We start from the raw sequence: 22,598 nt of genomic DNA, 5'->3' as shown, positions 1-22,598 counted from the left end.
TGCACCGGGCTTTTTTTTGCCTGCTGGCTTGCGCGGGCGCGTGCCCTGCCTACACCGGTAGACGTGGGAGCGGCCTGGCGCCGCAAAGGGGCTGCACTGCGGCCTTTGAATATCGGCACACAACTTGCTCCATAATGTGTTCCAGGCCCACGGGATTACCCAGCATGCTGCACAGCCACCTGACCACCCTCAACGCGGTTTCGCTGATACTCAACGTCTTCCAGGCAGACGGTGCTGAGGCTTCGGCGCTGCTCGCCGGTAGCGGCATTGGCCCGGCAGACCTGGGGCACGCCGACGCGCGCATCACCACACAGCAGGAACTGCAAGTGTGTGCCAACGCCGTGGCCCGGCGCGAAGACATCGGCCTGGAGCTGGGCCAGCGCATGCATGTGTCGTGCTATGGCATGCTCGGTTACGCCCTGCTCTCCAGTGCCACTTTGGGTGACGCCCTGCGCCTGGCGCTGCAGTATCCGGCACTGCTGGGAACAGTCTTCTCGCTGCGCTTGCGCGACGATGGCCAACGCGTCTGGTTCAGCGCCAGCGAGTACCACGACAACCCGGCATTGAGCGCTTTCAATGCCGAGTTCTGCCTGGTTTCGCTGAAAGTCATCTGTGACGACCTGCTTGGCCGCCCATTGCCGCTGCTGGGGGCACGCTTCGAGCACCCTCGGCCTGACTACCATGCACGCTATGCCGGTGCGTTCCAGTGCCCAGTGGCGTTTGCGGCGCAAGACAATGCCTTTGCGTTCGAGCGGCGCTGGCTGGATACGCCGCTGCCGTTGGCTGACCCGATTACCCACAAAGCCATGAGCGAACGCTGCCGGCGCCTGAACCTCGAATTCACGGGTCGCCAGGCCTGGCTGGGGCGGATTCGCCAGTTGCTCACGCAACAACTGGACGCCGCGCCAGGGCTGGACGGGCTGGCACGGCAGATGAACTGCTCGTCGCGCACGCTGCGCCGGCATTTGCAGGCGCTGGGTAGCAGTTACCAGCAGTTGCTGGACGAACTGCGGTTCGAGCGGGCCAAGCAGTTGCTGGCCGATGAGCAGATGCCAATCTACCGCATTGCCGAAACCCTGGGGTTCAGCGAAACGGCCAGTTTCCGGCATGCCTTTCAGCGTTGGAGTGGTGTAGCGCCCAGCCATTTCCGCGGTTGACCTGTGCTGGCTTCTTCGCGGGCTCGCCCGCTCCCACAGGAACTGCACAAGTTCCGAGTACTGTGGGATACCTGTGGGAGCGGGCGAGCCCGCGAAGAAGCCAGCACAGGAAAAACCGGCCATAGAGCTTGGCCACATCGATCCCCTTTTGGCCAGTTGCGTCGTTCTCCGCCACTGGCCCACCGCTGAAAATGGCCCCACGCCAGTCCCCACCGGAGAACAACAATGCTGACGATCTATTCCGATGATCACCGCCTGCACCATGGCCGCTGCGAGCTGATTGACGGCAAGCTGATGCCGTGTTTCGAAATGCCCTCGCGCGCTGACCATGTGCTCGACCAGGTCAAAAAACGCAACCTCGGTGACATCCAGGGCCCTACCGACTTCGGCCGCGCGCCCTTGCTGCGCATCCACAGCGCCGACTACCTGGACTTTTTCGAAGGCGCCTGGGCGCGCTGGGCGGCGCTGGGCCAGGAAGGCGACCTGCTGCCGTTCACCTGGCCTGCACGCACCTTGCGCCAGGTAAAACCCACCGGCCTGCACGGCGAGTTGGGCTATTACAGCTTCGATGCCGGTGCGCCGATCACCGCCGGCACCTGGCAGGCGGCCTACAGTGCCGCCCAGGTTGCCCTCACCGCTCAGGCAGCGATCCAGCAAGGCGCGCACAGCGCCTTTGCCCTGTGCCGCCCACCAGGGCACCACGCCGCCGGCGAAGTGATGGGTGGCTACTGCTACCTGAACAACGCCGCCATCGCCGCCCAGGCATTCCTCGACCAGGGTCGGCGCAAGGTTGCCATCCTCGATGTCGACTACCACCACGGCAATGGCACCCAGGACATCTTCTACCGCCGCAACGATGTGTTCTTCGCTTCGATCCACGGCGACCCGCAGGACGAATTCCCGTTCTTTCTCGGCTATGCCGACGAAACCGGCGAAGGCGCCGGCGAGGGCTGCAATATCAACTATCCGCTGCCCGCCGGCAGCGACTGGTCTGCCTGGAGCGCTGCCCTGGAAGAGGCTTGCCAGCGCATCGCCAGCTATGACGCCGACGTACTGGTGGTCTCCCTGGGTGTGGACACCTTCAAGGATGACCCGATCTCGCAATTCAAGCTGGACAGCCCCGACTACCTGGAAATGGGCAAGCGTATCGGCCAGCTTGGCAAGCCGACCCTGTTCGTGATGGAAGGCGGCTACGCTGTGGAAGAAATTGGTATCAACGCAGTCAATGTGCTGGAAGGTTTCCAGCGCGCCCAGCCAGGAGCCCGGTAATGGTCCGACTCAAGCGTCTGCTCGCCCCGTTCATCGCTGCCACCCTGTTCACCGGTGCCCTGCAGGCGCACGCCGAGCAGCGCACCCTGCGTGTGTATAACTGGTTCGACTACATCACCCCGCAGACCTTGACCGATTTCCAGAAGGACAGCGGCGTCAAACTGATCTACGACATCTTCGACACCAACGAAGCGCTGGAGGCCAAGTTGCTCACCGGCAACTCCGGCTATGACGTGGTGGTGCCGTCCAACGTATTCCTCGCCAAGCAGATCGAGGCCGGGGTGTTCCAGCCGCTGGATCGCAGCAAGCTGCCGAACTGGCAACACCTGGACCCTGCGCTGATGAAGCTGATCGAGGCCAACGACCCAGGCAACAAGTTTGCCGTGCCCTACATGTATGGCACCGTGCTGATCGGCTTCAACCCGGCCAAGGTCAAGGCCGCACTCGGCGACAACGCCCCGGTGGACAGCTGGGACCTGATCTTCAAGGAAGAGAACATCGCCAAGCTCAAGCAGTGCGGGGTAGCGCTGCTCGACTCGCCGTCGGAGATCCTGCCGCTGGCCCTGCAGTACCTCGGCCTGCCACCGAACAGCGACAAGCCGGCCGACTACAAGAAGGCCGAAGCGCTGATGCTGAAGATTCGCCCGTACATCACCTACTTCCACTCCTCGAAGTACATGGCTGACATGGCCAATGGGGATATCTGCGTGGCGGTGGGTTACAGCGGCAGCTTCTCGCAGGCTGCCAACCGCGCCCGCGAAGCGAAAAATGGTGTGACGGTCGACATGCGCCTGCCCAAGGAAGGCGCGCCGATCTGGTTCGACATGCTGGCGATTCCGAAGAATGCCGCCAACCCGGCAGACGCCCATGCATTCATCAACTACCTGCTGCGGCCGGAGGTGATTGCGCCGATCAGCGATTTTGTCGGCTACCCGAACCCCAACAAGGATGCCACCGACAAGGTGAGCCCTGCGATTCGCAACAACCCCAACCTGTACCCGACGGCGGAGGCGATGGCCAAGCTTTACACGCTCAAGCCGTTGCAGCGCGATGCCGAGCGGGCGCGAACCCGGGCCTGGACGCGGATCAAGTCGGGGACCTGACGCAATTTGGGCTGCCTTGCCGCCCTTCGCGGGTGAACCCGCTCCTACAGGATATGCGCCGCACCTGAAACCACCTGGCCATAACTGTGGGGGCGGGTTTACCCGCGAAGAGGCAGGCAGCCTCAACCCTTGCGCCACGCCTTGCGCAATTTCATCAATGCCGCGGCAATCTCACCCTCCGGAACCGCGGCAAACCCCAGCACCAGGCCAGCCCGCTTATCCACAGGCACTTCGCTGTCGGCCAGCCAGAAATTGCTCAATGCTGCCACTTCAACGCCAACCGCCTCTGCCTTGGCCACCAACGCCTGTTCACGCGCAAAGTTATCCACAGACACCTTCACGTGCAGCCCAGCAGCCACTTCGGGCATGCTGCCCAGCCCGGCAATATCCACAGGCCAGCCGGCCTTGAGCACATTGCGCCGGCTCAACGCCGCTTTGCGCATGCGGCGAATATGCCGCTGGAAATGCCCACGGGCCATGAACTCGGCCATCACACACTGGCTGCTGACCTCCGAATGCCGTACTGCCAACGCCTTACCCTGGCTGAAGGCCTGTGCCAACTGCGCCGGCAATACCAGGTAACCCAAGCGCAGCGCCGGGAAGGCGATCTTGCCGAAGGTGCCCACGTACAACACACGGCCGGCCCGGTCGAGTGCAGCCAGCGGGGCCAGGGGCGCGCCGCTGTAACGGTACTCGCCATCGTAGTCGTCCTCGATGATCCAACCATCGCTGCGTTCTGCCCAGCCCAGCAACGCCAGGCGCCGGGCCAGGCTCATGGTTACCCCGGTCGGGTACTGATGGGCGGGCGTGACATAGGCCAACCGGCAACCCGGCAACTGGCCCAACCGTGCGCAATCCATACCCTCTTCATCCACCGGCACGCCGGCGACCTCAGCACCCGCCACTGAAAAAGCGTGCGCCGCCGCACGGTAGCCCGGGTTTTCCACAGCCACCCGGTCGCCGGGCTGCAACAGCAACTGTGCACAAAGGCTTATGGCCTGCTGCGCGCCACTGGTGATCACTATTTGCTCAGCGGTACAGGTCAGCCCCCGCGAGCGGCGCAAGTAGGCCGCGATCAGCTCGCGCAGTGCCGGTTCACCCGCCGGGTCGCCATAACCCAGCTGTGCAGGCGCAGCGTTACGCCAGAAACCCGCTTGCAGCCTGGCCCAAACGTCGAAGGGGAACAGATCGAAGGCAGGTATCCCCAAACGAAAAGCCCGCGGCGCGCCCTGTTTGGGGGGCGGCAGATGGTGATTTTTCAGACGCTTCAAAGGCTCGCTCCAGCTGCGCTGGCTGGATAAATCCTCAGTATTTTCCTGGCCAAATGTGGATAAACCTGTTGATAACCCCCGGTATAACCCTGTGGACAGTTGTGTGGATAGTTTCGGCAGCCGGGTTACGTAGGTGCCGTCACCGACTCGGCTTTCGATATAGCCCTCCGCGTACAACTGGTCATACGCGCGCACCACGCTGTTGCGCGACAGCCCCAGCACGGCTGCCAGGTCGCGGGTGGCAGGCAGCCGTGTGCCGCTGCACAGCCGCCCGTCCAGCACCCGCTCGCGTAGCGCCTGGTAAAGCTGCTGGCTCAACCCGCGGCGCCGATCGAGCGAAATCCCGGCCGGGTCGAAAGGCAGGATGAGGGGCTTTTCGTGCATGGCATTGGACCTATGAAAACAGGCAGTAATGGCTCTTACCCAGAACCATTAGCCTGCCTAGGATGGGACCATTCGACAAGGACTCAGGCCATGTACAACAGTAAGCCTCACCAGGAACACGACCTCGCCCGGCTGCAGCGGCACATGCTCGACACGCGTCTGGCCGTGCTGGTCAGCCATGGCGAGCAGGGCCTGCTGGCCACCCACTTGCCGGTGCTGCTCGACCCCGCAGAAGGCGAGTTCGGCACCGTGTACGCCCACTTGGCCAGGGCCAACCGCCAGTGGCAGGACTTGGCGCAGGGGACCGAAGCGCTGCTGGTGTTTCCCGGGGCCGATGCCTATGTCAGCCCCGGTTACTACCCAAGCAAGGCCGATAACCCCAAGGTGGTGCCAACCTGGAATTACCTGGCCGTGCACGCCTATGGGGTACCCGACGTGATCCACGACGCCGAGCCATTGCTGGCGATTGTCAGCCGGCTCACCGACCGCCATGAGCACGGCCGCAGTGAGCCGTGGCAGGTGAGCGATGCGCCCGCCGACTACATCGACGGCATGCTCCGCGCCATTGTTGGCATTCGCCTGCCGATCCAGCGGTTGCAAGGCGCGCGCAAGCTGAGCCAGAACCGCGCTGAGCAGGACATTGCCGGCGTGCGCGAAAGCCTGAGCGCCAGCCCCGATCACCTGGACAATCAACTTGCCGCGCACATGCGCCTTCTGTGAAGGAGTAGCCCAATGCCCAGCGTTACCCTGCGCCCTGTCACCGCTCAAGATCACGCCGCCTGGCATGCCTTGTGGCAGGCCTACCTGCACTTCTACGAAACCGAGCTGGCCGATGACGTCAGCCTCAGTACCTGGCAGCGCCTGCTCGACCCCAACGAGCCGACCCATTCGGCCCTGGCCTGGGTAGATGGCACGGCCGTGGGCATGGTCAACTTCATCTACCACCGCTCCAACTGGAGCATCGAAAATGCCTGCTACCTGCAGGACCTTTACGTGCACAGCGCACAGCGGGGCCTGGGCATCGGCCGCCAGTTGATCGAACATGTCTATGCTGCAGCCAAGGCCGACAACTGCAGCAAGGTGCACTGGCTGACCCACGAAACCAACGCCACCGCCATCAGCCTGTACGAGCAGGTTGCCGAGCGCCCGGGCTTCATCCAATTCCGCAAAGGGTTGTAGGCCACATGACTGACGCACTGCACTGGAAACCCGCCGCATCACCCAAGGCCGAGCCCATCGACGGGCGCTTCATCCGCCTGGAAAAACTCGACCCGGTGCGCCACGGCGACGACCTCTGGGTGGCCCTGCAAGGCCCGGGCGCCGACCCGGTACTGTGGGACTACCTGCCCTACGGCCCGTTTACCGAACGCGCTGCCTTCGACCGCTGGCTGCAAGGTAACGCCGCCGGCAACGACCCGCTGTATTTCACCGTGATCGACCGCGCCAGCGGCAAGGCTCAGGGCATCCTCAGCCTGATGTCGATCGTGCCCGACCATGGCCGCATCGAGATCGGCCACATCGCCTTCGGCGCGCCCATGCAGCGCACACCCAGGAGTACCGAGGCCGTCTACCTGCTGGCCAAGCTGAGCTTCGATCTCGGGAACCGCCGCCTGGAATGGAAGTGCAATAACGCCAATGCCCGCTCCAAGCGTGCAGCGCAGCGGTTCGGGTTCGTCTTCGAAGGGGTGTTCCGCAAGCACCTGGTGGTGAAGGACCACAACCGCGATACGGCGTGGTACTCGATTACCGATGATGAATGGCCGCAGGTGGCGGCTGGCTTCGAGCGGTGGTTGAGTGCCGAGAACCAGCGCCCGCAAGGGCAGGCACGAACGCTTGAAGCCTGCCGCAGGAACTGACCTGCACCACCGGTCACGGGCTCACGGGCCTATGATCGGTGCAGTGGCTTACCTGATCAGACTCGCGCGCCTGACGACTCCCATCTGCAAGCCAAATGGCTTGAACACGGCGTTCAACGAGTTCAGCGTGGGGTTACCACCGCCCTGCTCGATCTGGATCAGCGTACGCACGGAAATCTTGCACATGCGTGCAAACTGAGTCTGCTGCATCTTCGCCACCTCCACACGCAGCCGCCGCACGGCAGCACCCAGCTCAAGACTGCCGTTGGCGATACCTTCGCGTACTCCGTCGATCAGCAGCCCACGGGCATCGATGGATACCGTCATGCCAACCCCCATTCAACCATCCGGCGCTCAAGCCTGCCCAGCGCAATTGCCGGGTGATTCATCACTGCATCAGGCAGCCCCAGGGCGGACAAGATATCCGGCAATGCCAACAGGTGCCGGGCATCCCGCCGCAGACGCTCAAAAGCTTCGCCCGGGTCGACGAATTCGGCCAGTGCAGTACAGGCAGCCTGCCAGTCGATATCGCCAGCCCGCTCTATCGAGGCTGGCCACTTCGTCGTTCGCGTTATCCCTTCCTGATCCATCACCATCGGTGCAAGGTCGTAGATCGGTGCGAGGCGCACGGTGTCACGGGTACGGATGATCGCAGTGTTACGCCCGTGGTTATCGGCATTACCCAGGATCTTGTTGATCAGGTCGCGCCGCAGATAATCGGCAACCAGGTCAGGCAGCTGCCTCCCCTGCCCGGCCAGTTTCCACAACACGGCAAGCGCCTCAATCGCCTCCAGGTGCCCCATTCGGCTGCCAGGCTCGGTCACGCCACACAGGGAGTACATCGACTCCACGGCAAAGCGTTGCACACCCTGCGCGCAAACCTGCCGGTCGAAGCGTTCCAGCCACAGGCTGGGCTTGGAGCCTTCTTCCAGCGCCATGTATTCAGTGGCCACCTTTTCGATGCCAAGCTGCTGCAACGCCTTGTAGTAGTGATACTCGGCCCGCAGTATCTGCTGATCATCAGCCAGTGCCTGGTTCCTGGCGAACTTGATGAACCAGTGACGCCGGGCACGTTCATCCGCCAGCACCGCGTCGGGATACAACAGGCCATTTTCTGCCTCGGTCATCAACAGCTTTGGCGCCTCCCCACCGGCGCCTATCGCGCCACCGATGGCCGCACCTCGCTCATAGGCGTATTCGAGAAACCGTTGATCGCGGGTGATCACATCCTGACGGGCAAACCCGATGGGGTCGGCATAATCCAGTAGCTCAGCCGACTCCTTGATGCGCAGGTTGCCGATTGGCGCCGGAGTGGACCGCCCCAGGAGAAACAGGTCATCCCCCATGCCTTCTGGTTTCTCACGGCCGATATGCCGGAGCAGGAAGCGCTTGGCGGCACCGGCGGGCGCGATGTCGTAAAGGAACGCGGGAGCATGCTGCAGACGATGAGAATTAAAATCCACCGGCAGCCTCGCGCTTGCCGCCTGGCAGAACAGGCTGTCGTATGCCTCCAGATGGGTTTTGACGTACTCGGAGGTATAGCCGAACTCGCAGGGGCTGGAGAGGCCCTTTTCAGGCTCGACAAAGGCGATGGCAACAGCATCATGCCACTGCGCCTGATCATGGAGTTGAAGCGTGAGTCTGTACATGGTTCACCTGCAATTTACCGCATGCGGACAACCGACTCGGTCGATGAATCTGCATCATAGTGCAGATTCCCTGATGTTTCAGTGTAAATTCTGCAATTTAATGCAGATATGGACCAAGATTCACGCTATTCCTGCATTAAAATGCATATTCAACCTCAAAAAAAAAGGGGAGCATCCGCTCCCCAGAGGTAAACCGCTTGTAGATGAGGGCCTGTATCAGCCCTCGATCTCGATCAGGATCTCGCCCGGTGTAACGCGATCGCCCTTGGCCACGTGGATGGCCACGACCTTGCCGGCGATGGCCGCCTGCACTTCGGTCTCCATCTTCATGGCCTCGGTGATCAGCACCGCCTGGCCGGCCTTGACCATGTCACCTTCCTTGACCAGCACATCGACGATGTTGCCGGGCATGGTGGTGCTGACGTGGCCTGGGGCACTGGCCTGCTTGCGCTTGCTGCTGCCGCCGCCGACGAACTCGTTGAGCGGCTCGAACACCACCTCTTCCGGCATGCCATCGATCGACAGGTAGAAGTGGCGTTTGCCTTCGGCCTTCACACCCACACCGGTGATGTCGACGCGGTAGGTTTCACCGTGCACATCGATGACGAACTCGGTCGGTACGCCTTCACCGCTTGGGGCGGCAGCCACACCGGCTTCCGGAATCGGCAGCAGGGCTTCCGGGGTCAGGGTGCCGGCTTCGCGCTCTTCGAGGAATTTGCGCCCGATATCCGGGAACATGGCGAAGGTCAGCACGTCTTCTTCGCACCGGGCCAAGGCACCGATATCGCCACGCAGCTTGGTCATCTCCGGTTTGAGCAGATCGGCCGGGCGCACGTCGATCACCTCTTCGCTGCCGATGGCCTGGCGGCGCAACTGCTCGTTGACCACGCCCGGGGCCTTGCCGTAGCCGCCCTGCAGGTAGAGCTTCACCTCGTTGGTGATGGTCTTGTAACGCTCGCCGGCCAGCACGTTGAAGAACGCCTGGGTACCGACAATCTGCGAGGTCGGGGTGACCAGCGGCGGGAAGCCAAGGTCTTCGCGGACCCGGGGAATCTCGGCCAGCACTTCGTTCATGCGGTTGAGGGCGCCCTGCTCCTTGAGCTGGTTGGCCAGGTTGGAAATCATCCCGCCGGGAACCTGGTTGACCTGCACGCGAGTGTCCACCGCGGTGAATTCGCTTTCGAACTGGTGGTATTTCTTGCGCACCGCGTAGAAGTACAGGCCGATTTCCTGCAACAGTTCCAAGTCCAGGCCGGTGTCGAACTCACTGCCCTTGAGCGCAGCGACCATCGATTCGGTACCTGGGTGGCTGGTGCCCCAGGCGAAGCTGGAAATGGCGGTGTCGATGTGATCGGCGCCGTTTTCCACTGCCTTGAGCTGGCACATGGCAGCCAGGCCAGCCGTGTCGTGGGAGTGGATGAACACCGGCAGCGACTGCTCGGCCTTCAGGGCCTTGACCAGTTCACCGGTGGCGAACGGCGTCAGCAAGCCGGCCATGTCCTTGATCGCGATCGAGTCGCAACCCATGGCCTCCATCTGCTTGGCCTGGTTCACGAAGGCTTCGATGGTGTGCACCGGGCTGACGGTGTAGGCAATGGTGCCCTGGGCGTGCTTGCCAGCGGCCTTGACCGCTTCGATGGCCACGCGCAGGTTACGCACATCGTTCATGGCGTCGAAAATGCGGAATACATCGATGCCGTTGACTGCCGCCTTGGCCACGAAGGCCCTGACCACGTCGTCGCTGTAGTGGCGGTAGCCCAGCAGGTTCTGGCCGCGCAGGAGCATTTGCAGGCGGGTGTTGGGCAGCGCGGCGCGCAGCTTGCGCAGGCGCTCCCACGGGTCTTCCTTGAGGAAGCGTACGCAGGCGTCGAAGGTGGCACCGCCCCACACTTCCAGCGACCAGTAGCCGACCTTGTCGAGCTTTTCGCAGATCGGCAGCATGTCTTCGGTACGCATGCGGGTGGCCAGCAAGGACTGGTGGGCGTCGCGCAGGATCGTGTCGGTTACGTGAATTTTCTTGGACATTGTTATCTCCTCGTAGCGGCAAGCTTGAAGCTACAAGCTGCAAGAAAAAGCTGATCTGCTTCTACTTGCAGCTTGCCGCTTACAGCTTGCTGCTGCATTCATAGGCCTGCGTGGGCGGCGATGGCAGCGGCGATGGCCAGGGCCAGCTCTTCGGGTTTGCGCTTGATCGAGTAGTTGGTCAGTTCAGGGTGGCTTTCGACGAAGCTGGTGTTGAACTGGCCGCTACGGAATTCCGGGTTACGCAAAATTTCCTGGTAGTACGCAGCGGTGGTCTTCACCCCTTGTACACGCATGTCATCCAGGGCCCGCAGGCCGCGGTCCATGGCTTCTTCCCAGGTCAGCGCCCAGACCACCAGTTTCAAGCACATGGAGTCGTAGAACGGTGGAATGGTGTAGCCGGTATAAATCGCCGTGTCGGTGCGCACGCCCGGGCCGCCAGGGGCGTAGTACCGGGTGATCTTGCCGAAGCTGGGCAGGAAGTTGTTCTTCGGGTCTTCGGCGTTGATACGGAACTGCAACGCGTAGCCGCGGTGGTGGATGTCTTCCTGCTTCACCGACAACGGCAAGCCTGAAGCAATGCGGATCTGTTCACGGACGATGTCGATGCCGGTGATTTCCTCGGTGATGGTGTGCTCCACCTGCACCCGGGTGTTCATTTCCATGAAGTACACCTCGCCATCGGCGAGCAGGAACTCCACGGTGCCGGCGTTTTCGTAGTCCACTGCCTTGGCTGCACGCACCGCCAGGTCGCCGATATAGGCGCGCTGCTCAGGGGTGAGCTGTGGGCTTGGGGCGATTTCGATGAGCTTCTGGTTGCGGCGCTGGATCGAGCAGTCGCGCTCGAACAGGTGCACCACATTGCCGAAGCTGTCACCGAGAATCTGCGCCTCGATGTGCTTGGGGTTGACGATGCATTTTTCCAGGAAGACTTCGGCCGAGCCAAATGCCTTGGTTGCCTCGGAAATGACCCGCGGGAAGTTCTGCTCCAGTTCTTCACGGCTGTTGCAACGGCGGATACCACGGCCACCGCCACCCGAAGTGGCCTTGAGCATGACCGGGTAACCGATGCGGTCACCTTCGCTCAGGGCTTCGTGGATATCGGCAACGTTACCTTCGGTGCCCGGGGTTACCGGCACACCGGCGGCGATCATGGTACGGCGTGCTTCGGTCTTGTCGCCCATGCGGCGAATCACGTCGGCGGCCGGGCCAATGAACTTGATCCCGCGTTCGGCGCAAATCTCTGCCAGCTCGGCATTTTCCGACAGGAAGCCATAGCCCGGGTGCAGGGCATCGCAACCGGTTTCCACCGCCAGGTTCACCAGTTTGCGCGGGTTCAGGTACCCGGCCAGCGGCTCGGCACCAATGCTGTGCGCCTCGTCGGCACGCTTGACGTGCAGGGCGTGGCGGTCGGCGTCGGAATAGATCGCTACCGAGCGAATGCCCATCTCGGCGCAAGCACGCACGATCCGAACTGCGATTTCACCTCGGTTGGCGATCAGGATTTTTTTTATCACTGGAGTCTTCCCAAAGCCGTAGGAACAGTCGAGCCGGTTCTACCGGTCGGCGCGTGACCAGACGTTGCTGGCCAGTCGCGTATTCACCCTAGCGCCATGGGTTGATAAACAAAAATCAATATTTGTTAGGGGCTGTATTAGCAAAAGCTTATAGTTGGGTAACAAGGTATTGCCGATGAGCCGACAACTATGCGTAAGTCCTTGATGCGTATGACTTTACGACAATTACAGATCTTCAACGAAGTGTGTGATTTGCGTTCGTACAGCCGCGCTGCGGAAGAAATGGCGCTCACACAACCCGCCGTTAGTCTACAGATCCGGCAGCTCGAAGAGCTGATAGGCCAGCCACTGTTCGAGTACGTTGGCAAGAAGCTCTACCTGACCGAAGCAGCCGAGGCCCTGCAGCGTGCCAGCCGGGATATCTTCGGCCGGCTGGAGAGCCTGGACATGCAGCTGTCGGACATGCAGGGCTCATTGCAAGGTCAGTTGAAGCTGGCGGTCGAGTCCAGTGCCAAGTACTTCGTTCCGCACTTGTTCGCGGCCTTCAAGCAACGTCACCCGGAGGTCAACCTGACCTTGACGGTGGTCAACCGTGCCCAGGCCATTCGGCGGCTTTCCGACAACCGCGATGACCTGATCATCATGTCCATGGTGCCCCAGGACATGGGCCTGGAGTTTCTGCCCTTCCTCAACAACCCGATCGTGGCCGTGGCGCCGCCACAGCATCCGCTGTGCAAGCTGGAGCAGCTGCGCTTGCAGGATCTGGAACCTCATACCCTGCTGGTCCGCGAGCAAGGCTCAGGGACGCGCAAGGCGTGCGAGGAGTACTTTAAGGACAAGCGTGTGCATTTCACCCAGACCCTGGAAGTGGCGTCGGCCGATGCTCAACGCGAATGCGTTATCGCAGGTCTCGGGGTGGCGTTGCTGACCCGCCACGCGGTGAACCTGGAACTGGCCACCGGCGTGCTGACCGAACTGCCGGTGGAAGAGCTGCCCCTGTACCGCAGCTGGTGCGTGGTGCAGGCCAAGGCCAAGCGCCAGTCGCCGGTGGCCTTGGCGTTTCTGGCGTTCATCCGCGGCGAACGTGCGCTGATCAGCGGGCTTGTTGAGCGCTTTTCGGGGAGGCTGCCGCAGACACCTGCCACACCGTGAGCGCTTGCAGGTCTGGGTAGTCCGCCAGCTCGCGGAGTAATTGACGCTGGTCGCAATAGCTCTCGATCGCCCGCCGGTATTCCATGCGGCGCTGATCCTTTTCCTGCTGCTTGCGAGCCTTGGCGCTGGGTTGGTACGTACCGTCGAAGTCACGAGCCATTGCCTGTCTCCCAGATAGGATGCGGGAGTTTCAGACTGGCCTGGCAGGTTTACGGTTTAGCGGTGAAATGGTGACAAAACAGTGAAATCTGCTTTGCCGGTGCCGGCCGCTCCCACAGGCATTGCGCCAATTGCAAAAGGTGCACAGTACCTGTGGGAGCGGGCGCGCCCGCGAAGAAGCCGGTACAGATTGAATTCAGTCGTCTGTAGCCTTGATCGACTTGGGCGACAGACGCAGGCTACGCAAACTGCGTTTCACGCTTTTCAGGTGGTTGACCAGGCTCGGCCCACGCGCCATGGCCACACCCATGGCCAGTACGTCGATCACCACCAGGTGGGCAATGCGCGAGGTCAACGGGGTATAGATTTCGGTGTCTTCATGCACGTCGATCGCCAGGTTGACCGTCGACAACTCGGCCAGCGGTGTCTGGCTGGGGCACAGGGTAATCAGGTTGGCCCCGCTCTCACGTACCAGGTTGGCGGTGATCAACAGGTCCTTGGAGCGGCCGGACTGGGAGATACACACGGCCACATCGCCCGGCTTCAAGGTCACCGCCGACATGGCCTGCATGTGCGGGTCGGAATACGCCGCCGCGCTCAGCAGCAGGCGAAAGAACTTGTGCTGGGCATCTGCCGCTACAGCCCCCGAGGCACCAAAGCCGTAGAACTCCACACGCTGGGCCTGCGCCATGGCGCTCACCGCCTGCTGCAGCGCCAGCGGGTCGAGGTGCTCGCGCACCTCCATCAGGGTGTGCAGGGTGGTGTCGAAGATTTTCAGGCTGTAGTCGGCGACCGAGTCGTCTTCGTGGATGGCGAACTGGCCGAAACTGGCCCCGGCGGCCAAGCTCTGCGCCAGCTTCAGCTTGAGGTCCTGAAAGCCCGTGCAACCGATGGCCCTGCAGAAACGCACGATGGTGGGTTCGCTGATACCTACGCTGTGCGCCAGGTCGGCCATGGAGCTGTGCATGACGGCAGCCGGGTCGAGCAGCACGTGGTCGGCCACTTTGAGTTCCGATTTGCGCAGCAGGTGGCGCGATTGGGCGATATGTTGCAACAGATTCACGGGCTGGACTCGGTTATGATCGGCTGGCCGGGTTGTAGCTTTCTTGTAGTTATACTACATGGACGCCAACCCGCCCAGTTAAACGAACGTGGAGAGTGGTGGTTTGACTATTCCTTGCGACATTCTGGTATTCGGCGGCACCGGCGATCTGGCCCTGCACAAACTGCTTCCGGCGCTCTACCACCTGTTCCGCGAGGCCCGCCTCAACCCTGCAGTACGCGTCATCGCACTGGCCCGCCGCAACCTGCCACGCAATGACTACCTGAAGCTCGCCGAGCGCCACTGCCGGGCACAGGTTGCCCGTACCGATTTTGACGAAGAAGTGTGGCAGCGTTTTTCCGCACGCCTCGACTACTTCCCCATGGACGCGTCACAGAGCGCCGATTTCGGCCGCCTGGCGCGCTACCTGGGTGAACCCGGCGGGCTCACGCGCATCTTCTACCTGGCCACCGCACCCAAGCTGTTCGTCCCCATTGCCAACCACCTGCACACCGCAGGCCTGGCCGACGGCGAAGCACGCATCGTGCTGGAGAAGCCGCTCGGCCACTCGCTGGAGTCGGCCACCGCCATCAACGAAGCGATTGGCGCGGTGTTCGAAGAATTCCAGGTATTTCGTATCGACCACTACCTGGGCAAGGAAACCGTGCAGAACCTGATGGCGCTGCGCTTTGCCAACGCCCTGCTGGAGCCGGTGTGGCGCAACAACCAGGTCGATCACGTGCAGATCAGCGTGTGCGAAACCCTGGGTGTAGAGAACCGGGGAGGCTATTACGACAAGGCTGGCGCGATCCGCGACATGCTGCAAAATCACTTGCTGCAGTTGCTGTGCCTGGTGGCGATGGAGCCACCCGCGCAGTTCGAGGCCGAAGCGGTACGCGATGAAAAAGTGAAGATACTGCGCGCGCTCAAGCCGATCACTGGCCAGGACGTGCAGGACAAGACGGTCCGTGGCCAATACGGCCCGGGGCGCATCGGCGGCCAGGAGGTGCCGGCCTATTACTTCGAAAAAGACGTCGACAATGACAGCGACACCGAAACGTTCATCGCCATCGAGGCACACATCGACAACTGGCGCTGGGCTGGGGTGCCGTTTTACCTGCGCACGGGCAAGCGCATGGCACGGCGCTCGTCGCAAATCGTCATTCAGTTCAAGCCGGTGCCCCATGAGCTGTTCAACGGTGGCCAGGTGAACCAGCTGCTGATCCAGTTGCAACCAGAGGAACGCATCAGCCTGCGCATGATGACCAAAAGCCCTGGCAAGGGCATGCGCCTTGAGCCGGTCGACCTCGACCTGAACCTGGCCCAGGTTTTCAGCCAGACGCGCCGCTGGGAGGCTTACGAACGCCTGTTACTGGATGTGCTGGAGGGCGACTCCACGCTGTTCATGCGCCGTGATGAAGTAGAAGCCGCCTGGGCCTGGATCGACCCGGTGATCAAGGGCTGTGAAGAACACTTCCAGGCCCCACGCCCGTATGCGGCTGGCAGCAACGGGCCAGAGCAGGCTACCAGCCTGCTGGCACGCCATGGCAGGGTCTGGCATAGCTGAAAAGTTTCATGCTGTGGCTGGGCTGGGGCTTGTTGCACGCTCTGGTCGGAAGGCGCATTTCGCCCTTCGCACTAATGGAGCTGCAGACATGATCAACAGCAAGAACTGGAAAGCCCAACATGACAGGATGCCCCCAGGGGCGCGGGTGCGGGTTGCAGGTACCGTGACCGTCGCCAACCCTGGCGTCGACCCCGTGCTGGTCAAGCGCGACGGGCAACCGGGTACCTTGGCCCTGGACCTGGAATTGAAATCGGAAGGCGGCAGCTTCATCCAGGTGTTGTGTGACAAGGAGGTGCATTTCGAGATGCCAACCGGCACTGAAGCCATCGCCAGCGTGGAAATTTTCCACGAAGGCACGCTGCTTGCCGAGATCGACGAAATCCTGATCACTGCTTGATTTCGCTGACAACCGCCACGTCGGCTTGCACGCCCGGCGCGGCGGCCTTGCGCATGCACCGTTCGGCGCTTGGGCAGGTGAGTATTTATACAGTACCATTTACCCCTTCCCTGCCGCGCCCTAGAATGGCCGGATGCACACAGACGACCTCTCCCTCCTGCTGAACTCCCTCAACGATGCCCAACGCCAGGCCGTAGCGGCCGCGCTCGGGCGTCAACTGGTGCTTGCCGGCGCCGGTTCCGGTAAAACCCGCGTGCTGGTGCACCGTATCGCCTGGCTGATCCAGGTAGAGCAGGCCTCGCCGCACTCGATCCTGTCGGTGACGTTCACCAACAAGGCCGCCGCGGAAATGCGCCAGCGGATCGAGCAATTGCTGGGCATCAACCCAGCTGGCATGTGGGTCGGCACCTTCCACGGCCTGGCCCATCGCCTGCTGCGGGCACACTGGCAGGAAGCGCGGCTGGTGCAGAACTTCCAGATCCTCGACAGCGACGACCAACAGCGCCTCATCAAGCGGGTAATGCGCGAGCTGGGCCTGGATGAACAGAAGTGGCCGGCCCGCCAGGCCCAGTGGTTCATCAACGGTCAGAAGGACGAGGGGCTGCGCCCGCAACATATCCAGGCCGGTGGCGATCTGTTCCTGGCCACCATGCGCGAGGTGTATACCGCCTACGAGCAGGCCTGCGAACGCGCCGGGGTCATCGATTTTTCCGAGCTGCTGTTGCGCGCACTGGACCTGTGGCGTGACCACCCCGGCCTGCTGGAGCATTACCAGCGGCGCTTCCAGCACGTGCTGGTCGACGAGTTCCAGGACACCAACGCCGTGCAGTACGCCTGGCTGCGCCTGTTGGCGCGCGGTGGCGCCAGCCTGATGGCGGTGGGCGATGACGACCAGTCGATCTACGGCTGGCGCGGCGCCAAGATCGAGAACATCCACCAGTACACCGCCGACTTCCCCGACGCCGAAATGATCCGCCTGGAGCAGAACTACCGCTCCACCGGCGGCATCCTCAAGGCTGCCAACGCGCTGATTGCCAACAACAGCGGGCGCTTGGGCAAAGAGCTGTGGACCGACCTGGGTGAAGGCGAACCTCTGACCCTGTACGCGGCCTACAACGAGCACGACGAAGCGCGCTACGTGGTGGAAACCATCGAAGGCCTGATCAAGCAGGGTAACGCGCGCAACGACATTGCCATCCTGTACCGTTCCAACGCCCAGTCGCGGGTGCTGGAAGAAGCCTTGTTGCGCGAACGCGTGCCGTACCGCATCTATGGCGGCCAACGCTTCTTCGAGCGCGCCGAAATCAAGAACGCCATGGCCTACCTGCGCTTGATCGAAGGGCGTGGCAACGATGCCGCACTGGAGCGGGTAATCAACGTACCCCCACGCGGCATCGGCGAAAAAACCGTCGAGGCCATCCGCGAGCACGCCCGGCACAGCCAGCTTTCCATGTGGGGGGCCATGTGCCAGCTGATCGCCGCCAAGGCGTTGAAAGGCCGCGCCGCCAGTGCATTGGGGGCCTTCATCGAACTGATCGAAGGGCTGGCTGCCAAGGTTGCGGACATGCCGCTGCATACCATGACCCAGACCACCATCGAGCAGTCCGGGCTGATTACCTATCACCAGGAAGAAAAGGGTGAAAAGGGCCAGGCACGGGTAGAAAACCTTGAGGAACTGGTCAGCGCAGCGCGCAACTTCGAATCCACCGAAGAAGATGCCGACCTCTCTCCGCTCTCGGCTTTCCTCGGCCATGCTTCGCTGGAAGCCGGCGACAGCCAGGCGGACGAACATGAGGACAGCATCCAGCTGATGACCTTGCACAGCGCCAAGGGCCTGGAGTTCCCCTACGTATTCCTGGTCGGCATGGAAGAAGGGCTGTTCCCGCACAAGATGAGCCTCGAGGAACCTGGCCGCCTGGAAGAGGAACGCCGCCTGGCCTATGTCGGCATCACCCGTGCGATGCGCCAACTGGTCATGACATATGCCGAGACACGCCGCCTGTATGGCAGCGAAACCTACAACAAGGTGTCGCGCTTCGTTCGCGAAATTCCACCGGGGCTGGTTCAGGAAGTACGCCTTTCCAACAGCGTCAGCCGCCAGTTCGGCGCCCCCAAGACAGCCACCAACAGCCACCTGTTCGACAATGCCAACATCCCGCAAACCGCCTTCAACCTCGGCCAGCGGGTGCAGCACGCGGTGTTTGGCGAAGGCGTGATCCTCAACTTCGAGGGCTCCGGCGCCCAGGCACGGGTGCAGGTGAATTTTGCCGAAGGCAGCAAATGGCTGATGCTGGGGTATGCCAAACTCGAGGCGATCTGACGCATATGCCAGTACCGTTCCTTGCAGCGGCTGCCTTTTTGGGGGCGCGCTCAAGGGCGGTGGTGCCGGCGTTGTAACATTCAGGCAAAAGCTGGAAACATTATGTCGCTGGTCATGTGCCCGGGAACCTGTGCACCATGACGCGCGTGCAATCCACAACAGGGGATATCCCAATTATGCAACGTTTTCTTAGCATCGCACTGGCGCTTTGCGTCGGCCTGACGCTGAGCCTGGACGCCAACGCCAAGCGTTTCGGCGGCGGCAAGAGCTCGGGCTCCGCGCCTATTCACCAGACCCGCCAGGCCACACCAACCGCGCCAGCCGCCGCGCCGACCGCACCTGGTCGTGCCGCCCCGGCCGCCAGCGGTGCTTCGCGCTGGTTGGGCCCACTCGCTGGCCTGGCCGCCGGCGGCCTGCTGGCGTCCATGTTCATGGGCGACGGTTTCGAGGGCTTCCAGATCATGGACTTCCTGATCGTGGCGCTCATCGCCTTCCTGGTGTTCCGCTTCATTGCCGCGCGTCGTCGCCAGCAACAACCGCAAATGGCCATGCCAGGCCACGCGCCGATGCAGCGTGAAGCCCACGGCCAGCCTGCCCAGCCGTCGGTGTTCGGTGGTTCGGCCGCGCCTGCCGCCGCCCCGGTGATCAACGCCCCTGCCTGGTTCAACGAACAGAGCTTCCTGGCTGCCGCTCGCAACCACTTCCAGTCGCTGCAGCAGCACTGGGATGCCAACGAGATGGACAAGATCGCCGAGTTCGTCACGCCGCAGATGCTTGAGTTCCTCAAGCGTGAGCGCGCCGAGTTGGGTGATGGCTTCCAGTCCACCTACATCGATAACCTCGAAGTGCAACTGGACGGCGTCGATGACCGCCCAGACCGCACCGACGCCACCCTGACCTTCCGCGGCGTGTCGAAAAACTCGCGCTTCGACCAGGGCGAACTGTTCAGCGAAAGCTGGCACATGGTGCGTGCACCAGGTGAGAACCAGCCTTGGCTGGTAGCCGGTATCCGTCAAAACAGCTAACCGCTGCGCGCCGTACCAAGAACCCCGGGCTTGCCCCGGGGTTTTTGCTTTTGTCAGAGTGGCCTACTAGGGTATAACGCGCAAAGTTGTCATCTAGGTCAGAGGAAGTGAACCGTGGAAGAAGTGATCGAACAACTCCGTGAAGCCAACGAGCCGGTGCCGGTACCTTTGGAGCTTCCCGATGAGGACCAGCTGGTAGAGATAGAAGAGCAGCTGTTCATCAACATTCCATACGTGTTCAAAGAGTTTTTGCTGACTGTGAGCGATGTGGTGTACGGCTCACTGGAGCCTGTAACTTGCACCGATCCACAGTCGCACACCTACCTGCCCGAGGTGGCGGCCAATGCCTGGGATGCGGGCGTACCGCGTGAGCTGATCCCGTTGTGCCAGGACGGCGCCAACTACTACTGCGTAGAGGAAGATGGCACCGTGGTGCTGTGGGATGCCGAGGAAGAGCTGGTCGGTGAGGACAGCTGGGAATCGGTGTGGCACTGGGCACGGGATGTGTGGCTGGAAAGCTGATCTTCCCCACCGATTCCGGTGCAGCGGCGCCTACAGATACCCACAACGGCCAAGCGTGTGGTGAACCGGTAGGCACCGCTGTCGCTGCGGCCGGGTGGCACTCAGTGCGAGTTCTCGCGGCTGTTCTCCAGCGTTTCCAGCAAGGCGATCTGCATGCGCGTGTGCACGCGAATGAGCCAGCGCCACAGCAAGGCCACCACCACCGCAGCGACCACGGCAATCACCAACAGCAATTCGTTGGTCGGCAAGATGCTCGCAGACAATGCCGACAGCAGCAGGAAAATCACCAGTAACGACAACAGCGGAATCACTTCGGCAATCACTCGCCGCACCCGCTGGGTATGCCGCCCGGCCATTTCCGGCTTCACGCCCATCTCGGCCAGCAGCATCGACAGCGCCTTGAGCTTGCGGTAGGCCGCGATCAGGAACGGCAGCGACAGCAACAACGCCGCGCCCCAGATCATCGCCTTCTGCTGGCCGATGTCGCTGACCCATTCGCTGAGCCAGTCACCGATGCGCCCGGCAAAATAGCCGCCGCTGAAGAAGATCGCGATCACCAGCGCCAGGTTCACCCCAACCTGCAGGAGGATGCGCCGGATCATTGCCGCGAGCATGGCACCCTCGCCCTGCGGTTGAATGTTGCGCAACCACTCGCCATACAACGACAGCACCCGCGCCAGGCGCCCGGGCACGACATTGCCCAGTTTTTGCGAAAGCGGGTCGGCTGCGCGGATCAGGTAGGGCGTAAGCAGGGTGGTGATAGCCGATACGGCGACCGCCACGGGGTACAGGAAGTCGCTGGTTACCTGCAGGGTCATGCCCAGTGCGGCAATGATGAAGGAGAACTCGCCAATCTGCGAAAGCCCCATGCCCACGCGCAGCGAGGTACGCCCATCGTTACCGGCAATGAACGCGCCCATGCCACAGGACAACATCTTGCCCAATACCACCGCCAGGGTAATGACCACAATCGGCCAAGCGTATTCGACCAGCACCTGCGGGTCGATCATCAAGCCGATGGCGACGAAGAAAATGGCGCTGAACAGGTCGCGTACGGGTTCGATCAGGCGCTCGATCTTCAGCAACTGGCGTGACTCGGCCATGATCGCGCCAATCAGGAAGGCGCCCAGGACCATGCTGTATTCCAGCTTGACGACCAGCAGGCAGAAGCCGAAGCACAGCCCCAGCACGGTAATCAGCAACATCTCGTTGCTCTCGAACCGGGCCACGTAGGCCAGCAGGCGCGGCACCAGCAGGATACCGATGACCAGGGCAACGATCATGAACAACGACAGCTTGCCGACAGTGGAGAATACTTCCCCCGAGCTGACCGTGCCGCTGACGGCGATACCTGAGAGCAGGGCAATGATGCCAATGCCAAGAATGTCCTCGACGATGAGCACGCCAAAGATCAGCTGGGCAAAGCGCTCGTTCTTCATCTTCAGGTCGTTGAGCGCCTTGACGATGATGGTGGTCGAGGAAATGGCCAGGATGGCACCCAGGAACAGCGAGTCCATGGTGTTCCAGCCAAACCAGCGGCCGATCTCGAAGCCGATCCAGATCATCAGCACAATTTCGAGGAACGCCGCGATGAACGCCGTGGCGCCCACCTTGAACAACTTGCGCAGGCTGAACTCGAGCCCCAGGCAGAACATCAGGAAGATCACCCCCAGCTCGGCGAGGGTCTTGATGGTGTCTTCGTCGTGGATAAGGCCGAATGGCGGGGTGTGCGGGCCGATGATGAAGCCGGCGACAATATAACCAAGCACGACCGGCTGTTTGAGGCGGTGAAACAGGATGGTGACCACGCCAGCGACCAGCATGATGACTGCCAGGTCCTGGATGAAGCTGATGGCATGCATGGCGTGATACTCCTTTTCTCGTCTTTTATGAATGCCTGGGCAAACCGCTCCTCTGCCGGGGCAAACCTGAGCGAGCAGCAAGTACATACTGTATTGAATGCAGGAACGCCCATGGTGCATGGGCGTACTCAGGTTAACATCGCGATCGGCTGCAAAAAGCCGGCGCAATATGCAGAAACAGATCGGCTGGAAAAGCGCCGCTGATGGCATGATCAGCGTGACCGCTACGCCCCCGGCAACGTCCCGTAGCAACGAGGCAAATTCACAAGAGGGAAAACCCGTGTCAGCAGATCACCCCCTCCATTCGCCCGATTCAGCGCAACC

The 22,598-nt window shown here is 61.9% G+C and carries 21 protein-coding genes; 13 read left to right on the top strand and 8 right to left on the bottom strand.

Translation table 11 applies throughout. From position 1 onward, the window contains the following. Positions 1–164: 164 nt before the first annotated feature. The 3 genes from GYA94_RS01050 to GYA94_RS01040 all read left to right on the top strand — a co-directional run bounded on the left by GYA94_RS01050 (position 165) and on the right by GYA94_RS01040 (position 3,529). Positions 165–1,157 carry an AraC family transcriptional regulator gene (locus GYA94_RS01050; RefSeq protein ID WP_110676204.1) on the top strand — a complete coding sequence of 331 codons (993 nt, stop codon included), beginning with the start codon at positions 165–167 and terminating at the stop codon, positions 1,155–1,157. Between the two features lie 225 nt (positions 1,158–1,382). After that, positions 1,383–2,426: a histone deacetylase family protein gene (locus GYA94_RS01045; protein ID WP_029886443.1), complete on the top strand. Its 1,044-nt coding sequence runs from the start codon at positions 1,383–1,385 to the stop codon at positions 2,424–2,426. Continuing rightward, complete coding sequence (locus GYA94_RS01040; RefSeq protein ID WP_115295137.1) at positions 2,426–3,529, top strand: polyamine ABC transporter substrate-binding protein; 1,104 nt, start codon at positions 2,426–2,428, stop codon at positions 3,527–3,529. Before GYA94_RS01045 ends, GYA94_RS01040 begins: the two co-directional genes overlap by 1 nt. 122 nt (positions 3,530–3,651) lie before the next feature. Here GYA94_RS01040 and pdxR read toward each other — a convergent pair whose 3' ends face one another. Beyond that, the gene (gene pdxR, locus GYA94_RS01035; protein ID WP_110676211.1) at positions 3,652–5,184 is read right to left on the bottom strand and encodes a MocR-like pyridoxine biosynthesis transcription factor PdxR; all 1,533 of its coding nucleotides are present in this window, start codon (positions 5,182–5,184) and stop codon (positions 3,652–3,654) included. 90 nt (positions 5,185–5,274) lie between these two features. Between pdxR and GYA94_RS01030 the strand changes: the two genes are divergently transcribed. Genes GYA94_RS01030 through GYA94_RS01020 form a run of 3 tightly spaced genes read left to right on the top strand, consistent with a single transcriptional unit; the run spans position 5,275 to position 7,040 of the window. Next, a complete protein-coding gene (locus GYA94_RS01030; RefSeq protein ID WP_110676213.1) occupies positions 5,275–5,904 on the top strand; it encodes an FMN-binding negative transcriptional regulator in 630 nt (209 codons plus the stop codon). Between the two features lie 12 nt (positions 5,905–5,916). Then, positions 5,917–6,363, top strand: a complete 447-nt coding sequence (locus tag GYA94_RS01025; protein ID WP_110676215.1) for a GNAT family N-acetyltransferase — start codon at positions 5,917–5,919, stop codon at positions 6,361–6,363. Positions 6,364–6,368: 5 nt separating this feature from the next. Further along, positions 6,369–7,040: a GNAT family N-acetyltransferase gene (locus GYA94_RS01020; RefSeq protein ID WP_110676217.1), complete on the top strand. Its 672-nt coding sequence runs from the start codon at positions 6,369–6,371 to the stop codon at positions 7,038–7,040. Positions 7,041–7,088: 48 nt separating this feature from the next. On the opposite strand, the gene GYA94_RS01015 is transcribed toward GYA94_RS01020, so the two are convergent. The 4 genes from GYA94_RS01015 to GYA94_RS01000 form a co-directional block, all read right to left on the bottom strand. Beyond that, positions 7,089–7,367 carry a helix-turn-helix domain-containing protein gene (locus GYA94_RS01015; protein WP_009684487.1) on the bottom strand — a complete coding sequence of 93 codons (279 nt, stop codon included), beginning with the start codon at positions 7,365–7,367 and terminating at the stop codon, positions 7,089–7,091. Further along, entirely contained in the window at positions 7,364–8,689 is a 1,326-nt protein-coding gene (locus GYA94_RS01010) for a type II toxin-antitoxin system HipA family toxin (protein ID WP_161891644.1), read from the bottom strand. Before GYA94_RS01010 ends, GYA94_RS01015 begins: the two co-directional genes overlap by 4 nt. A 216-nt stretch (positions 8,690–8,905) precedes the next feature. Further along, positions 8,906–10,714 carry a sodium-extruding oxaloacetate decarboxylase subunit alpha gene (gene oadA / locus GYA94_RS01005; RefSeq protein WP_029886450.1) on the bottom strand — a complete coding sequence of 603 codons (1,809 nt, stop codon included), beginning with the start codon at positions 10,712–10,714 and terminating at the stop codon, positions 8,906–8,908. A gap of 98 nt (positions 10,715–10,812) precedes the next feature. Beyond that, the gene (locus tag GYA94_RS01000; RefSeq protein ID WP_009684483.1) at positions 10,813–12,228 is read right to left on the bottom strand and encodes an acetyl-CoA carboxylase biotin carboxylase subunit; all 1,416 of its coding nucleotides are present in this window, start codon (positions 12,226–12,228) and stop codon (positions 10,813–10,815) included. Positions 12,229–12,432: 204 nt separating this feature from the next. Here GYA94_RS01000 and GYA94_RS00995 point away from each other — a divergent pair, with 204 nt between their 5' ends. Then, positions 12,433–13,380: a LysR family transcriptional regulator gene (locus GYA94_RS00995; protein WP_161891643.1), complete on the top strand. Its 948-nt coding sequence runs from the start codon at positions 12,433–12,435 to the stop codon at positions 13,378–13,380. Here the strand turns inward: GYA94_RS00995 and GYA94_RS28035 are convergent. Further along, a complete protein-coding gene (locus tag GYA94_RS28035) occupies positions 13,322–13,540 on the bottom strand; it encodes a PA3496 family putative envelope integrity protein (protein ID WP_110676219.1) in 219 nt (72 codons plus the stop codon). The two genes, GYA94_RS00995 and GYA94_RS28035, sit on opposite strands and share 59 nt — an antisense overlap. Before the next feature lie 195 nt (positions 13,541–13,735). After that, on the bottom strand, positions 13,736–14,602 hold the full coding sequence (hexR, locus tag GYA94_RS00990) for a transcriptional regulator HexR (protein ID WP_009683527.1): 867 nt from the start codon (positions 14,600–14,602) through the stop codon (positions 13,736–13,738). A 103-nt stretch (positions 14,603–14,705) separates the two neighbouring features. On the opposite strand from hexR, the gene zwf reads away from it, so the two are divergent. The 5 genes from zwf (at position 14,706) to GYA94_RS00965 (ending at position 20,412) form a co-directional block, all read left to right on the top strand. Next, entirely contained in the window at positions 14,706–16,148 is a 1,443-nt protein-coding gene (gene zwf, locus GYA94_RS00985) for a glucose-6-phosphate dehydrogenase (protein ID WP_110676220.1), read from the top strand. Positions 16,149–16,236: 88 nt separating this feature from the next. Beyond that, positions 16,237–16,545 carry a hypothetical protein gene (locus tag GYA94_RS00980; RefSeq protein WP_054904316.1) on the top strand — a complete coding sequence of 103 codons (309 nt, stop codon included), beginning with the start codon at positions 16,237–16,239 and terminating at the stop codon, positions 16,543–16,545. Positions 16,546–16,678: 133 nt separating this feature from the next. Next, positions 16,679–18,865: a DNA helicase II gene (uvrD, locus tag GYA94_RS00975; protein WP_161891642.1), complete on the top strand. Its 2,187-nt coding sequence runs from the start codon at positions 16,679–16,681 to the stop codon at positions 18,863–18,865. 176 nt (positions 18,866–19,041) lie between these two features. Continuing rightward, complete coding sequence (locus GYA94_RS00970) at positions 19,042–19,890, top strand: Tim44 domain-containing protein (RefSeq protein WP_054904314.1); 849 nt, start codon at positions 19,042–19,044, stop codon at positions 19,888–19,890. A gap of 114 nt (positions 19,891–20,004) precedes the next feature. Continuing rightward, positions 20,005–20,412, top strand: coding sequence for an SMI1/KNR4 family protein (locus tag GYA94_RS00965; protein ID WP_009683533.1), 408 nt, complete (start codon positions 20,005–20,007; stop codon positions 20,410–20,412). Positions 20,413–20,513: 101 nt separating this feature from the next. Here the strand turns inward: GYA94_RS00965 and GYA94_RS00960 are convergent, their stop codons facing one another. After that, a complete protein-coding gene (locus GYA94_RS00960) occupies positions 20,514–22,274 on the bottom strand; it encodes a cation:proton antiporter (RefSeq protein ID WP_125854444.1) in 1,761 nt (586 codons plus the stop codon). On the opposite strand from GYA94_RS00960, the gene GYA94_RS27575 reads away from it, so the two are divergent. Further along, positions 22,269–22,478: a hypothetical protein gene (locus GYA94_RS27575; RefSeq protein WP_125854445.1), complete on the top strand. Its 210-nt coding sequence runs from the start codon at positions 22,269–22,271 to the stop codon at positions 22,476–22,478. The two genes, GYA94_RS00960 and GYA94_RS27575, sit on opposite strands and share 6 nt — an antisense overlap. The last annotated feature ends 120 nt before the right edge of the window (positions 22,479–22,598 follow it).

The sequence above is a fragment of the Pseudomonas juntendi genome (genome assembly GCF_009932375.1).
GTDB classification, from domain to species: domain Bacteria; phylum Pseudomonadota; class Gammaproteobacteria; order Pseudomonadales; family Pseudomonadaceae; genus Aquipseudomonas; species Aquipseudomonas juntendi.
Note: the sequence above shows the minus strand (reverse complement) of the source record. Positions and strands in the feature narration are given on the sequence as shown.

Bases quoted from the DNA above. Each gene is read 5' to 3' on its own strand.
- GYA94_RS27575 (WP_125854445.1), top strand. From the start codon at position 22,269: ATGCATGGCGTGATACTCCTTTTCTCGTCTTTTATGAATGCCTGGGCA.
- GYA94_RS01020 (WP_110676217.1), top strand. From the start codon at position 6,369: ATGACTGACGCACTGCACTGGAAACCCGCCGCATCACCCAAGGCCGAG.
- GYA94_RS28035 (WP_110676219.1), bottom strand. From the start codon at position 13,540: ATGGCTCGTGACTTCGACGGTACGTACCAACCCAGCGCCAAGGCTCGC.
- GYA94_RS00970 (WP_054904314.1), top strand. From the start codon at position 19,042: ATGCAACGTTTTCTTAGCATCGCACTGGCGCTTTGCGTCGGCCTGACG.
- GYA94_RS01040 (WP_115295137.1), top strand. From the start codon at position 2,426: ATGGTCCGACTCAAGCGTCTGCTCGCCCCGTTCATCGCTGCCACCCTG.
- oadA (WP_029886450.1), bottom strand. From the start codon at position 10,714: ATGTCCAAGAAAATTCACGTAACCGACACGATCCTGCGCGACGCCCAC.
- GYA94_RS00995 (WP_161891643.1), top strand. From the start codon at position 12,433: ATGCGTATGACTTTACGACAATTACAGATCTTCAACGAAGTGTGTGAT.
- GYA94_RS01025 (WP_110676215.1), top strand. From the start codon at position 5,917: ATGCCCAGCGTTACCCTGCGCCCTGTCACCGCTCAAGATCACGCCGCC.
- GYA94_RS01015 (WP_009684487.1), bottom strand. From the start codon at position 7,367: ATGACGGTATCCATCGATGCCCGTGGGCTGCTGATCGACGGAGTACGC.
- GYA94_RS00980 (WP_054904316.1), top strand. From the start codon at position 16,237: ATGATCAACAGCAAGAACTGGAAAGCCCAACATGACAGGATGCCCCCA.
- GYA94_RS01030 (WP_110676213.1), top strand. From the start codon at position 5,275: ATGTACAACAGTAAGCCTCACCAGGAACACGACCTCGCCCGGCTGCAG.
- GYA94_RS01050 (WP_110676204.1), top strand. From the start codon at position 165: ATGCTGCACAGCCACCTGACCACCCTCAACGCGGTTTCGCTGATACTC.
- pdxR (WP_110676211.1), bottom strand. From the start codon at position 5,184: ATGCACGAAAAGCCCCTCATCCTGCCTTTCGACCCGGCCGGGATTTCG.
- uvrD (WP_161891642.1), top strand. From the start codon at position 16,679: ATGCACACAGACGACCTCTCCCTCCTGCTGAACTCCCTCAACGATGCC.
- GYA94_RS00960 (WP_125854444.1), bottom strand. From the start codon at position 22,274: ATGCATGCCATCAGCTTCATCCAGGACCTGGCAGTCATCATGCTGGTC.
- GYA94_RS01010 (WP_161891644.1), bottom strand. From the start codon at position 8,689: ATGTACAGACTCACGCTTCAACTCCATGATCAGGCGCAGTGGCATGAT.
- GYA94_RS01045 (WP_029886443.1), top strand. From the start codon at position 1,383: ATGCTGACGATCTATTCCGATGATCACCGCCTGCACCATGGCCGCTGC.